The 12,301-nt window shown below is 68.0% G+C and carries 14 protein-coding genes, 1 tRNA gene and 1 pseudogene; 12 read left to right on the top strand and 4 right to left on the bottom strand.

Annotated features, from left to right (window positions below; all coding sequences use genetic code 11):
• The first annotated feature begins 2 nt into the window (after positions 1 to 2).
• The 7 genes from ACLJOO_RS03880 to ACLJOO_RS03850 all read left to right on the top strand — a co-directional run bounded on the left by ACLJOO_RS03880 (position 3) and on the right by ACLJOO_RS03850 (position 4,435).
• The gene (locus ACLJOO_RS03880; RefSeq protein ID WP_410787115.1) at positions 3 to 476 is read left to right on the top strand and encodes a GNAT family N-acetyltransferase; all 474 of its coding nucleotides are present in this window, start codon (positions 3 to 5) and stop codon (positions 474 to 476) included.
• 77 nt (positions 477 to 553) lie between these two features.
• Complete coding sequence (gene glp / locus ACLJOO_RS03875) at positions 554 to 1,780, top strand: gephyrin-like molybdotransferase Glp (protein ID WP_410785417.1); 1,227 nt, start codon at positions 554 to 556, stop codon at positions 1,778 to 1,780.
• Entirely contained in the window at positions 1,777 to 2,295 is a 519-nt protein-coding gene (moaC, locus tag ACLJOO_RS03870) for a cyclic pyranopterin monophosphate synthase MoaC (protein WP_410785416.1), read from the top strand. Before glp ends, moaC begins: the two co-directional genes overlap by 4 nt.
• Entirely contained in the window at positions 2,292 to 2,780 is a 489-nt protein-coding gene (locus tag ACLJOO_RS03865; RefSeq protein WP_410785415.1) for a molybdenum cofactor biosynthesis protein B, read from the top strand. Before moaC ends, ACLJOO_RS03865 begins: the two co-directional genes overlap by 4 nt.
• The gene (locus ACLJOO_RS03860; RefSeq protein WP_410785414.1) at positions 2,780 to 3,397 is read left to right on the top strand and encodes a GNAT family N-acetyltransferase; all 618 of its coding nucleotides are present in this window, start codon (positions 2,780 to 2,782) and stop codon (positions 3,395 to 3,397) included. The genes ACLJOO_RS03865 and ACLJOO_RS03860 overlap by 1 nt, the downstream gene beginning before the upstream one ends.
• Positions 3,398 to 3,494: 97 nt before the next feature.
• Positions 3,495 to 4,289, top strand: a complete 795-nt coding sequence (locus ACLJOO_RS03855) for a hypothetical protein (RefSeq protein ID WP_410785413.1) — start codon at positions 3,495 to 3,497, stop codon at positions 4,287 to 4,289.
• 73 nt (positions 4,290 to 4,362) lie between these two features.
• Positions 4,363 to 4,435, top strand: a tRNA-Ala gene (locus ACLJOO_RS03850).
• 189 nt (positions 4,436 to 4,624) lie between these two features.
• On the opposite strand, the gene ACLJOO_RS03845 is transcribed toward ACLJOO_RS03850, so the two are convergent.
• A complete protein-coding gene (locus ACLJOO_RS03845) occupies positions 4,625 to 5,200 on the bottom strand; it encodes a TetR/AcrR family transcriptional regulator (protein WP_410785412.1) in 576 nt (191 codons plus the stop codon).
• Positions 5,201 to 5,283: 83 nt separating this feature from the next.
• On the opposite strand from ACLJOO_RS03845, the gene ACLJOO_RS03840 reads away from it, so the two are divergent.
• The 3 genes and pseudogenes from ACLJOO_RS03840 (at position 5,284) to ACLJOO_RS03830 (ending at position 7,072) form a co-directional block, all read left to right on the top strand.
• Positions 5,284 to 6,165, top strand: coding sequence for an SDR family oxidoreductase (locus tag ACLJOO_RS03840; RefSeq protein WP_410785411.1), 882 nt, complete (start codon positions 5,284 to 5,286; stop codon positions 6,163 to 6,165).
• A 1-nt stretch (position 6,166) separates the two neighbouring features.
• Positions 6,167 to 6,241 (top strand): annotated as a pseudogene (locus ACLJOO_RS03835) (FAD-dependent monooxygenase); the annotation flags it as partial.
• A 42-nt stretch (positions 6,242 to 6,283) separates the two neighbouring features.
• Entirely contained in the window at positions 6,284 to 7,072 is a 789-nt protein-coding gene (locus ACLJOO_RS03830) for a hypothetical protein (protein ID WP_410785410.1), read from the top strand.
• A gap of 101 nt (positions 7,073 to 7,173) precedes the next feature.
• Here the strand turns inward: ACLJOO_RS03830 and ACLJOO_RS03825 are convergent, their stop codons facing one another.
• Positions 7,174 to 7,722, bottom strand: a complete 549-nt coding sequence (locus ACLJOO_RS03825) for a hypothetical protein (RefSeq protein ID WP_410785409.1) — start codon at positions 7,720 to 7,722, stop codon at positions 7,174 to 7,176.
• Positions 7,723 to 7,859: 137 nt separating this feature from the next.
• Here ACLJOO_RS03825 and ACLJOO_RS03820 point away from each other — a divergent pair, with 137 nt between their 5' ends.
• Together ACLJOO_RS03820 and katG are read left to right on the top strand one after the other, a co-directional pair.
• Positions 7,860 to 8,303, top strand: a complete 444-nt coding sequence (locus tag ACLJOO_RS03820; protein WP_410785408.1) for a Fur family transcriptional regulator — start codon at positions 7,860 to 7,862, stop codon at positions 8,301 to 8,303.
• 25 nt (positions 8,304 to 8,328) lie between these two features.
• Positions 8,329 to 10,548, top strand: a complete 2,220-nt coding sequence (gene katG, locus ACLJOO_RS03815; RefSeq protein ID WP_410785407.1) for a catalase/peroxidase HPI — start codon at positions 8,329 to 8,331, stop codon at positions 10,546 to 10,548.
• Positions 10,549 to 10,683: 135 nt separating this feature from the next.
• On the opposite strand, the gene ACLJOO_RS03810 is transcribed toward katG, so the two are convergent.
• Entirely contained in the window at positions 10,684 to 11,061 is a 378-nt protein-coding gene (locus ACLJOO_RS03810; protein ID WP_410785406.1) for a hypothetical protein, read from the bottom strand.
• A 49-nt stretch (positions 11,062 to 11,110) separates the two neighbouring features.
• A complete protein-coding gene (locus tag ACLJOO_RS03805) occupies positions 11,111 to 12,250 on the bottom strand; it encodes a mandelate racemase/muconate lactonizing enzyme family protein (RefSeq protein ID WP_410785405.1) in 1,140 nt (379 codons plus the stop codon).
• Between the last annotated feature and the right edge of the window lie 51 nt (positions 12,251 to 12,301).

Below are 12,301 nucleotides of genomic sequence, written 5' to 3'. Positions count from 1 at the left end.
GCGTGGGCGACCTGCTCGTCCGGCCGCTCGAGCCCTACGACACCGACGAGGCCGCTGCGGTCTGGTGGCGCTCACGGCACACCGAGGACTCTCAGCTGCCGCCCGCGATCCACACCGCGGAGCAGGTCGCCACCTGGTTCGCCGACGTACTGCTCCCGGACGCGCAGACCTGGGTCGCGCTCGACGACGGCCGGATCGTCGCGGTCCTCACCCTCGACGGCGACGACCTCGATCAGCTGTACGTCGCCCCGGACGCCGCCGGTCAGGGCATCGGGTCCGCCCTCGTCGACCTCGCCAAGGATCTTCGCCCCGGCGGTCTGGCGTTGTGGACCTTCCAGACCAACACACGCGCACAGGACTTCTACCGGCGGCACGACTTCCGCGAGGTACGCCGTACGGACGGGTCGGCGAACGAGGAACGCGCCCCGGACGTCCGCATGGTCTGGGGCAATCACCCGGAATCGGACCCCGCCTAGAACTCAACCGGACTTCTTCACGCACCCGTCCGGAACTTGGCGTCGAAACGCCTGAGCCGTGGATTAGGGTCGAGCTCGTGAGACGGAGTGTGGATGAGCATCTAGAGGTCGTACTCGGACGGGTGGCGGCCCTGCCGGCGTTCGACCAGCCGTTGATGGACGCGATCGGGTTGGTGCTCTGTGAGGACATCGTCTCGGGGGTGAGCCTGCCGGGGTTCGACAACTCCGCCATGGACGGGTACGCCGTTCAGGCGGGGGACCTGGCCGGGGCCTCGGACGAGAATCCGATCAGCCTGCCGGTGGTCGGGGAGTTCCGGGCCGGGCGCAGTGAGCCGATCGTGGTGACCCCCGGGACCTGTGTGCGGATCATGACCGGTGCGCCGATGCCGCGTGGGGCGGACAGTGTCGTGCCGGTCGAGTGGACCGACGGTGGGACGGTCACCGTGCGGATCACGCAGCAGCCGCCGCTCGGCGGCTCGGTGCGGCGCGCGGGTGAAGACGTGACGGCCGGGGCGCAGGTGCTCGACAGCGACACGGTCCTCGGTCCGCGGCAGATCGCCGTACTCGCCGCGGTCGGGCGGGCCCGGGTGAAGGCGCGTCCGCGACCACGGGTCGTGGTGATCTCGACCGGAGCCGAGCTGCGGGAGCCGGGGAGCCGGCTGGGCGACGGGCAGATCTACGACTCGAACAGCTACACCCTGGCGGCGTGCGCGCGGGACGCCGGGGCAGTGGTGTACCGCGTCGGCATCGTCGACGACGACCCGAAGCGGATCATGGACACGCTGTCCGACCAGCTGGTGCGTGCCGACCTGGTCATCACCACCGGCGGCGTCAGCATGGGTGCGTACGACATCGTGAAGGAGGAGCTCTCCAAACTCGGCACGGTGGACTTCCCACAGGTCGCGATGCAGCCGGGCAAGCCACAGGGGTTCGGCGTGATCGGTGAGGACGAGGTGCCGATCTTCACGCTGCCCGGCAACCCAGTCTCGGCGTACATCTCGTTCGAGGTCTTCGTGCGGCCCGCGCTGCGCAAGATGATGGGGCAGATGCCGTACCGGCGCGCCCTGGTGCCCGGCGTGACGCTGGACGGGTTCAGCTCGCCCGCGGGGCGGCGGCAGTTCGTCCGCGCTGCGGCCACGTCCGGCGACGAGGGCTGGATGGCCAGTACAGTCGGCGGGCACGGCTCGCACCTGCTCGGCGGGTTGAGCCGGGCGAACGCACTGATCGTGGTGCCCGAGGACGTGACCTCCGTCCGGGCCGGCGATCAGGTCGAGCTGATGCTGCTGGACAAGGAGACCGGATGACGCAAGACCCGGGCGGGACTCCCACCGGCTCCGGTACGCCGGGGGCCGGTGGGCTGACCCACGTCGACGAGACCGGGGCCGCGCGGATGGTCGACGTGTCCGCGAAGGACACAACGGTCCGGCGAGCTGTTGCCAGCGGCAAGGTTCTGGTCTCGGCCGAGGTGGTGGCGGCGCTGCGCGGTGACGGCGTACCGAAGGGGGACGCGCTCGGCGTCGCCCGGATTGCCGGGATCATGGGCGCGAAGCGGACACCGGACCTGGTGCCGCTGTGCCATCCGATCGCGATCACCGGGGCCAAGGTCGACCTGGAGGTCGCCGACGACGCCGTACTGATCCAGGCCCAGGTGAAGACCACCGACCGGACCGGTGTCGAGATGGAGGCCCTGACAGCGGTTGCCATTGCCGGGCTGGCCGTGATCGACATGGTGAAAGCGCTGGATCCGGCTGCGGTGCTGACTGACGTACGGGTGGAGCTGAAAGAAGGCGGTAAGACCGGGCACTGGGAGCGGCCGTGAGGGCTCTCGTCGTCAGCGTCTCCAACCGTGCGGCCGCTGGGGTCTACTCCGACACCACAGGTCCGCTGATCGCGTCGCGGCTGGCTGAGTGGGGCTTCGACGTCTCAGGACCTCAGGTGGTCCCGGACGGTGCACCGGTGGGGGAAGCGTTGCGGGCCGCGGTCGAGGCGTCGTACGACGTAGTGCTGACAACAGGTGGTACGGGGATCTCGCCGACCGACGAGACACCCGAGCAGACGGCTGCTGTGCTGTCGAAGGTTGTGCCGGGGATTGCTGAAGCCATCCGGGCGTATGGCGTGGCCAAGGGCATACCGACGGCGGCTCTGTCACGTGGGCTGGCCGGCGTCGCGGGTACGACGGTCATCGTCAACCTGCCTGGTTCGCGGGGCGGTGTGAAGGACGGTCTCGCCGTACTGGAGCCGCTGCTGCGGCATGCGGTCGAGCAAGTGCACGGTGGGGACCATGTGCGGACGGACGTCGACTGATGGCGGTCGTGCAGTGGCCTGTGGAGCTGAAGCACGGGCAGGTCGGGTTGCGGCCGTTGCGGGCCGGCGACGGAAGCGAGTGGGCCGCCGCGCGCCAGCGGAACGTCAGTTGGCTACGACCTTGGGACGCGACCCAGCCACCCGGTGCGGAGGACGGCGCACGGACGTTCCGCGCGATGGCACGCGACTGGAACCGGCAGGCGCGCTACGGACGGATGCTTCCGTTCGTCATCACGTACGGCGGTGCTGCGGGCGCCGGCGCCCGATCGAAATGGCCGCTGGTCGGACAGCTCACCGTGTCCGGAATCACCTACGGATCGGCGCGCTGGGCGAACCTGGGCTATTGGGTCGACGAGCAGTACGCCGGTCGCGGCATCGTGCCGACGGCCGTCGCGATGGCCGCCGACCACTGCTGGTTCACCCTTGGCCTGCATAGGATCGAAGTCGCGATCCGCCCGGAGAACAAGGCAAGTCTGCGCGTCGTCGAGAAGCTCGGCTTCCGGTTCGAAGGCGAGCGCCCGCGGTTCCTGCACATCGACGGCGACTGGCGCGATCACCGCATCTTCGCGCTCAACGTCGAAGAGGTCGGACCCGGTCTCGTAGCGCGACTGACCTGACTACCCTGCGTGCTATTCACATCAGTCACACGAGTCTTCTTGCGACACACCGTCCCACGTACCTCATCTGGCCCTATCCGCACCTTAGCGTCGTCGCATGGGGACGACAGGGCTGATCTATGTGGCGATCGTCGCCGCGTGGGCCGCCTACCTCGTCCCGATGTGGCTGAAGCGGGGCGAAGAGGCGCGGCGCCGTCCGGTCGTGCCGTCGTCCGACGAGGCGCGCGTACTGTCCCGCGACTCGTCGCGGACCCGGTACGTCGTACGCCCGGCCGGGACCACCGCCGCCGACGACTCGTCGCCACCCAAGCGGTACGTCCCCAACCGAGCCCGCCGGGTGGCCGCCATGCGCCGTCGACGGGTGCTGTCGATCCTGACCCTTTCACTGCTGTCCGTCGTCGCACTCGCCGGTCTGGCGATGCTGCCGTGGTGGACCGTGGCGGTCCCGGGCACGCTGATCGCCGGCTTCGTCGTACTCACCCGACTGCAGCTGCGCAGGCAGGCCCGTACGCGGACGCAGACCGCTGCCGAACGTCGTGCCCGCGCGCAAGCCCGCCACGACCGCGGCCCGGCCGGCAAGCCCGCGCCGTCGCCCGACGAGGAGATGACCATCGAGGTCAAGCTCCCCGCCGAGCCCGCCCCGAAGCCTGCCGCGGCGAAGAAGGATCAGCCGGCCGCCGAGGGCCTGTGGGACCCGGTGCCGGTCACGCTTCCGACGTACGTCATGAAGGAAAAGGCACCCGACCGCACGGTCCGGACCATCTCCCTCACCGACGACGAAGTCTTCTCCAGCGCCCGTACGACGGACCCGTCCGAGAAGCCCGCAGCCGCCGAAGCGCCGGCCCCCCAGCCGGCCGAAGAGGTCGAGGTGAAGCGCGCCGTCGGCGACTGATATCCGGTTTTAGTTCGCGGGGCTCTCCGTGTTAGAGTTTCGCGGTCGCCAGGGAAACCAGACGACCAGCTTTGGGGCTGTGGCGCAGTTGGTAGCGCGCTTCGTTCGCAACGAAGAGGCCAGGGGTTCGAATCCCCTCAGCTCCACGAAGCCGATAGGCGAGGTGTGTCGCGCAATACTTGCGCTGACCGCCTCGCCTTCGTCGTGTTGTGCGGCTGCGCTTCGCTTGCCGCAAGCGGGGGCTCCGCCACCCGCACCCCCTTGCGCCTTCGCTTCGCTCGGCTTCGGTGGCTGGGTTGGGCGGCTCGCTCACCAGCGCGGGTTGGGTTGTGTTGTTAGCTGAGGGCTGTGGTTGCTGCTCTTAGGTCTTTGAGGGCGGCCAGGGTGTGGGGGGCTAGGCCTGCTTCGTCTTGTTCTAGGGCTGTCCAGGTTGCGTAGCCCTGTTTGAAGGCTAGGACGCCCAACTCTGCGGCGAGGTGGGCCAGTGGGTCTGATACGCCTCTGGTTTTTAGGGCGTCTGTCATGGCTTTGGCTAGGCCTACGGTTTTTAGGGCGTCGCGCTCCTGTAGCTCTGTGCTGGCGGCTATGGCTGCTTTTAGGCGGGGGGCCAGTTCTCGGTTCAGGGGGCCCATGGTGTTGGCGGCGCGTTCCAGGCCTGCTGCTACCGCCTCCAATGGGGTGGCTGATTCGGGGGCTGTGGTGATGCCTTCGACCAGGAGGCGGCAGAGGGTTTCTTGGCCTGCTACCAGGAGTTCTCGTTTGTCGGGGAAGTGGCGGAAGAACGTGCTCTTGGTGACGCCGGCGCGTTCGGCGATCTGGGCGACGGTCGTGGCGTCGTAGCCCTGGTCGGCGAACAGGTCGACCGCGGCCAGGACCAGTCGGTCGCGTGCGCCGGGTTCCCATCTAGCCATGGGGTCATTCTAGGTGATGGGACCTTTGTCCCGTCGGAGTGCTACGGTGATGGGACAAAGGTCCCATCATTGAGGAGCGTCTCATGCAGGTCTTCATCACCGGCGGTACTGGGCTGATCGGGTCGGCCGTCGTCCGCGAGTTGCTCGGCAACGGGCATTCTGTGCTCGCACTCGCACGTTCTGAATCGTCTGAGGCGGCGCTCCGGGAGGTTGGTGCTGCGACCGTTCGTGGTGGTCTTGCCGATCTGGATGTGCTGCGTACGGGCGCTTCCAAGTCCGATGGCGTGATTCATCTTGCCTTCAGCAACGACTTCAGTAGCCCAGAAGCGTTGGCGGCGGGGATCGCCGAGGAAGGCGCCGCGTTGCAGACCTTGGGGGACGAGTTGGTGGGCAGTGATCGTCCGCTCGTTACGGTGTCGGGTACGCCGTGGGTGACTGGCCGGGCGTCTACGGAAGCTGACCCGGTGCCGATCGACGGACCGGTCGGCGGTCGCGGCCGTTCCGTCATGGCGACGTTGGAGTTGGCGTCGCGTGGCGTCCGGAGTGCGGCTGTCCGCATGCCGCGCACTGTCCACAATCAGGGCGACGGCGGATTCGCCGGCTTGCTCACGCAGATCGCGCGCCAGACCGGTGTGTCCGGGTATCCCGGTGACGGCACGCAGCGCTGGCCCGCCGTACACGCACTTGATGCAGCGGTCCTGTTCCGGTTGGTGCTGGAGAACGCGCCGGCCGGAACTGCCTGGCATGCGGTGGATGACGAGGGTGACGCCGTACGTGATATCGCAGCCGTGATCGGCCGACGCCTCGGTCTGCCGGTCGAGGCGGTCCCGGAGGCGACGTACGGCCCGCTCGGCCCGATCTTCGCAACCGACCAGCCGTCGTCGAGCACCTACACCCGCGAGGCCCTCAACTGGCACCCCCGGCACCCGAGCCTGCTCGAGGACCTGGAGAACATCGAGGCGTGAACTCTTCGCCGGCGATGCGGCGCACATTCACCCGCCGTTCGGTGGGCAGGGGCGGACGATGGACAGTGCGGGGTGAGGGCGGTGTAGTGGGGCGTGAGATCTGCGGGAGGAGTTCCTAGTGCCACGACCAAAAGCCGTTACCGACGATGCCAGTGCCAAGCAGTTTCTTGATGCTGCGGCGCAGTTGATCGATGCGATGTTCGTGACCTCGCCGGACGAGCGACCGCGGCGGTTGAGTGCGATCGACTTCCCGGCGACCTTGGAGTGGCTGCGGAAGGAGGATGTGGTTCGGCTGGCCCGGGACGGCGGGCAGCCCGGGGTGAGCCGGAAGTCGTTCGACAACCGGTGGGAGTCCAAGGAGGACTTCGTCAACGACGCGGTGATCCACACGATGCTGTACCGCGACGCGCCGAACGCCGATCCGGCCTTGCAGCTCGCCGACCTGGCGGGCCTGCTGGAGGCCGAGAATGTTGCTCAAGCGATTGCGCAGTTCTGCGACGCGATGCTTGCGAGTCTGCTGTCGTATCCGCGGTCGTTCCTGCTGCTGCACATCGGGCCTCTGCTGGAGCAGCATCCGAAACTGAAGGCCGCGATCGTCGAGGACATGCTGCGGGCGCTGGCGCCGTGGTACGACGGTTACCGGCAACTGTTCGCGGCGTTCGGCGTCAGGATGCGACCCGGTTGGACCATCGAGCGGTACGGACTGACGATCCAGTCGATGCTGGACGGGTTCCTGCTGCGCTCGCGGGTACAGGACGAACAGATGGCGGCGTACAGCTCGGACGACGCCAGCCTGTTCGCGGACGCCGTGGTCGCGTTCACGCTCGGCGTCATCGACACCGGCGAAAGCAGCGGCCTGAGCTCACGAGAAGCCCTGAATGCCGGCGTCGGTCGTGACCCGGCGTAGGGGGACCCAGGTCGCTCCCTAAGGCCGTTGACTGAGCGTTACCCCCGCTCGATGCTAGGTGTGGCTCGGGGGGAACGAGCCGGGGAAGCCAAGCTTCGAGATCAGCGGGGGGCTTGGACTGTTTGGCCGATGGGGATGTTGGTGAGGGCGTAGCCGTAGGCGGCGTCGCCGGGGCGGGGCATGCGGGTTTTGTCCAGCAGGTAAAGGATTTCGTCGCCTACGGGCCAGAAGGCCCGGAGGTGGGCCGGGGCCGACATGTCGAGTTGGTAGACGGTTGCCGCGGGGTCGAGGGCGGTGCCGCGGGTGACGGTCCAGGTGCCTTCGTGGGTTTCTCGGGTGTCGTCGCCGGTGCCTACCCGGACGATGGAGATGAGGTACGTCGACGGCGCGGCGGGCGTGCCGTAGAGGACGACTCCTAGCTTGACTCGTTGGCAGTCGGCCACGGGGGGATTGTCGATGGTGCAAGGGACGTGGTTCTCGAAGTCCGCGGACGCGCGGGCGCCGGCCTGGTTGGTGAGCGGATACCACGGGCCGAAGGTCTGTGGAGCTTCCGGACCGCGGGTGAGGATCAGCGCGACCACGACGGCGGCGAGAGCGAGTACGCCGACGCGGACCGCCAGCCTCAATCCCCTGACCCCAACCGCAGGCATGAAAATCACCTCTGATCTCAAGCATAGTGACGAGACCAGGGGGAGTGGCGGTGCGCGCTGATGTCTCAGGTTGAGAATCGCGTCAGCTAATCTTGACTCATTCCAGAAAACGCGGAAGACTCTGGGACGTGCCGACGGTGGAGGAGCTTCAGGGGCTGTTGCGTGGGGCTTCGCTGCGGGTGACTCGGCCGCGGCTGGCGGTGCTGGCCGCGGTGTACGGGCACCCGCATGCGGATACCGACTCGATTATCGGTGCCGTGCGCAACGAATTGCCCCAGGCGTCGCACCAGGCGGTGTACGACTCGCTGCACACCTTGACGGCGGCGGGCCTGGTACGGCGGATCCAGCCGTTGGGGTCGCTGGCGCGGTACGAATCGCGCGTCGGCGACAACCATCACCACGCTGTCTGCCGGTCGTGCGGCGCGATCGCCGACGTCGACTGTGCGGTCGGGCATGCGCCCTGCCTGACCGCGTCCGAGGACCACGGTTTCGTCATCGACGAGGCCGAGGTCATCTATTGGGGCCTGTGCGCGGACTGCGCACGACGTACCTTGCCTTCCTTAGAAAAACCCAGCCTTTGAAAACGTCCAGTCTGGAAGGAATCTGATGTCCGAGAACCATGAGCCCCTGCCCGGCGAGGCCACCGCGGAGAGCCGCGGCGCCGAGACCGAGACCGGTGGCTGCCCGGTGAACCACGGTCAGGGCGTGCACCCGACCAGCGGGAACGCCAACCGCGAGTGGTGGCCGAACCAGCTGAACCTGAAGATCCTGGCCAAGAACCCGGCCGTCGGGAACCCGCTCGGCGAGGAGTTCGACTACGCCGCGGAGTTCGAGACCCTGGACCTGGCCGCCGTGAAGGCGGACATCGCCGAGGTACTGACCACCTCGCAGGACTGGTGGCCGGCCGACTTCGGGAACTACGGCCCGCTGATGATCCGGATGGCCTGGCACAGCGCCGGCACGTACCGGATCCACGACGGCCGCGGTGGCGCGGGCGCCGGGCAGCAGCGGTTCGCGCCGCTGAACAGCTGGCCGGACAACGGCAACCTGGACAAGGCCCGCCGGCTGCTCTGGCCGGTCAAGAAGAAGTACGGCCAGAAGATCTCCTGGGCCGACCTGATGATCCTCACCGGCAACGTCGCGCTGGAGACCATGGGCTTCAAGACCTTCGGGTACGCCGGTGGTCGCGAGGACGTGTGGGAGCCGGAGACCGACGTGTACTGGGGCCCGGAGACCACCTGGCTCGAGGACAAGCGATACTCCGGTGACCGCGACCTCGAGCGCCCGCTCGGTGCGGTCCAGATGGGTCTCATCTACGTGAACCCGGAAGGCCCGAACGGCAACCCGGACCCGATCGCGGCGGCTCGCGACATCCGCGAGACGTTCGGCCGGATGGCGATGAACGACGAGGAGACGGTCGCGCTGATCGCCGGCGGTCACACGTTCGGCAAGACGCACGGCGCCGGCCCGGCGGAGAACGTCGGCGCGGAGCCCGAGGGTGCGCCGATCGAGGCGCAGGGCCTGGGCTGGAAGAGCACGTACAACACCGGCAAGGGCAAGGACGCGATCACCAGCGGTCTCGAGGTCACCTGGACCACGAAGCCGACGCAATGGTCGAGCGACTTCTTCGACATCCTGTTCGGCTACGAGTGGGAGCTGTCCGCGAGCCCGGCCGGCGCGAACCAGTGGGTCGCGAAGGACGCCGAGGCGATCATCCCGGACGCGTACGACGGCCCGAAGAAGCTGCCGACGATGCTGACCACCGACCTGTCGCTGCGCTTCGACCCGATCTACGAGCCGATCTCGCGTCGGTTCAAGGAGGACCCGGACGCGTTCGCGGACGCGTTCGCGCGTGCCTGGTACAAGCTGACCCACCGCGACATGGGTCCGAGCGTCCGGTACCTCGGCTCCGAGGTCCCGAGCGAGGTGCTGATCTGGCAGGACCCGCTGCCGGCCGTCTCGCATGAGCTCGTTACCGAGGACGATGTGACCGCGCTGAAGGCAGCGATCGCCGCGTCCGGTCTGTCGGTGGCGCAGCTGGTCTCGACCGCATGGGCGTCGGCGTCGACGTTCCGTGGCAGTGACAAGCGCGGTGGCGCCAACGGTGCCCGCATCCGCCTGCAGCCGCAGAGTGGCTGGGAGGTCAACAACCCCGACGAGCTCGCGCAGGTACTGCGGACGCTCGAGGGCATCCAGCAGTCGTTCGGTAAGCCGGTCTCGCTGGCCGACCTGATCGTCCTCGCCGGCGGTGTCGGTGTGGAGATCGCGGCGAAGAACGCCGGGTACGACGTCGTCGTACCGTTCACGCCTGGCCGGGTGGACGCTTCGGCGGAGCAGACCGACGCCGACTCGTTCGCCGCGCTCGAGCCGGTCGCGGACGGGTTCCGCAACTACTACGGCAAGGGCAACCGGCTCCCGGCCGAGTACCTGCTGCTCGACCGCGCGAACCTGCTCAAGCTGAGCGCTCCGGAGCTGACGGTCCTGGTCGGCGGCCTCCGCGTTCTCGGTGCGAACTACGACGGTTCGAAGTACGGCGTACTGACCGAGAACCCCGGCACGCTCACGAACGACTTCTTCGTGAACCTGCTCGACCTCGGCACCGAGTGGCACGCCGCCGACGAGAGCCAGGAGACGTTCGAGGCCACCGTCAACGGTGAGGTCAAGTGGACCGGCACCCGCGCCGACCTGGTCTTCGGCTCGAACTCCGAACTCCGCGCCCTCGCCGAGGTCTACGCAAGCGACGACGCCAAGCAGAAGTTCGTCGACGAGTTCGTCTCCGCCTGGCACAAGGTCATGGAACTCGACCGCTTCGATCTGCACCGCTGACCCAGACCAACCGAACCGGCTTCCCCTTCCTGGGGAGCCGGTTCGGCCGTGTGACCGGCGTGGGGAGGTTTTCTACCCGAAGCCCGGTCGTCCACGTCGACAGGACGTTAGGTGGCGAGTTGCCTGTCCTTCGCTTCAGTTGCTGCAGGTGCGGGGTGGCGTCGACGGCTTCTCCGACCCGCCGTCCGGGTCCACGAGGACCGGTCGCAGGTCGGTGACCTGGAGGGGGATGGACCGGCTGAAGTCGAGTGGGATGTCGCCTTGCATACCGCCGCCGGTCCAATGGACGGTCCAGCACGCCGTTGCCGTGATGTTGTAGCTGCCGGACTTCTCGCAGCGCGAGGACTTGGTGTACTTGTAGCCGCACGTCGGTGATGACGGCATGTCCTTGAGCGACTTGCCGGCCGCCATCGCTCTGGTGAACGCGGTGCCGGCGCCCTTACATGTGACGGTGTCACCCGCACCCATCGACCACTCGATCCGGTCGACGGTGCCGGTCGCGGTAATCGACACCCCACCGAGCGCCGCGGTCTTGGTCTGCGGCCCGGTCGTCGTAGGCCCTTCACCAGTTGGTGTAGGAGCCGTCGGGGCGGTGGAGGGTGGGGAGAGGACGGGGTGGAATGGAGTTGGCGCGGGCTCGGTCGCGGTCGACGTCTACGCCCAGGCCGGGGGTGGTTGACGGGAGGACCCGGCCGGGGACGACGGCTGGGCGCAAGGTGAAGTACGACGCTAGTTCGGGGTCGGGGTCTGATTGGTGTTCCTGGATGGTGGTGACCGGTGCCGTGAGGTTGAGGTGCAGCGATGATGCCGCGGTGACCGGGCCCAAGGGGTTGTGGGTTGCCAGTTTGATGTGGTGGGTTTCGCAGGCGGCGGCTATTTTGCGGGACTCGGTGAGGCCGGCGGCGATGGCGATGTCGACGCGGGCGTAGTCGATCAGTTCGTTCTCGATCAGTGGGGCGAACTCCCACTTGGAGGCGAACTGTTCGCCGGCCGCGAGCGGTACGCCGGTTCGCGCGCGCAGCATCCGGTAGGAGTCGGGGTGCTCGGCGCGGAGTGCGTCCTCGACGAAGTACGGGCGGGCGGACTCGATCTCGCGGCACAGGGTGACCGCCTCGGGCGGATCGAGCCGGGTGTGTACGTCGAGGATCAGTTCGACGGAGTCGCCGACGACGTCCCGGACCTCGTGGAACAACCGGATCCCTTCCCGCAGCGTACGGCGCTCGTCGAGGACGTCGCCGTCGTGCGGTACCGAGAATCGTAGGTGCGTCCAACCGTCGGCCACCAGCGTCCGGCACCGTTCCAGGAACCGCGGCCGGTCCGCCGTCCCGTCGCCCAGGTGGACGTAGCAGGGCACGTACTCACGCACCTGCCCGCCGAGCAGTTCGTGCACAGGTACGCCGTACGCCTTGCCGCGGATGTCCCACAAGGCGACGTCGATCGCCGCGATCGCCGACGCGATCACCCGGTCGGCGGGGTAGAAGCCGGACCGGAACATCAGCTGCCACAGGTGCTCGGTTCGCAGCGGGTCCTCGCCGAGCACCAGGCTGCCCAGATGCGAGAGCGCGCCGGCCACAGCCTGTTGCCGGGACCGGAGGCCGACCTCGCCGATGCCGTGGATGCCCTCGTCGGTGTCGACCGCGACGAGCATCATCGCGTCGCCCCGGTCGGGGAGCGTGAGTACTTCCCAGCCCGTGATCTTCATCTGCCCTCTGATCTGTTTCAGGAACGTTGTCATCCGAAGCTAGTCGGTGAA

This window comes from Kribbella sp. C-35 (genome assembly GCF_046549195.1).
Taxonomy (GTDB): domain Bacteria; phylum Actinomycetota; class Actinomycetes; order Propionibacteriales; family Kribbellaceae; genus Kribbella.
The sequence above is the reverse complement of the archived record's forward strand: the minus strand, read 5'-3'. Positions and strand labels throughout refer to the sequence as shown.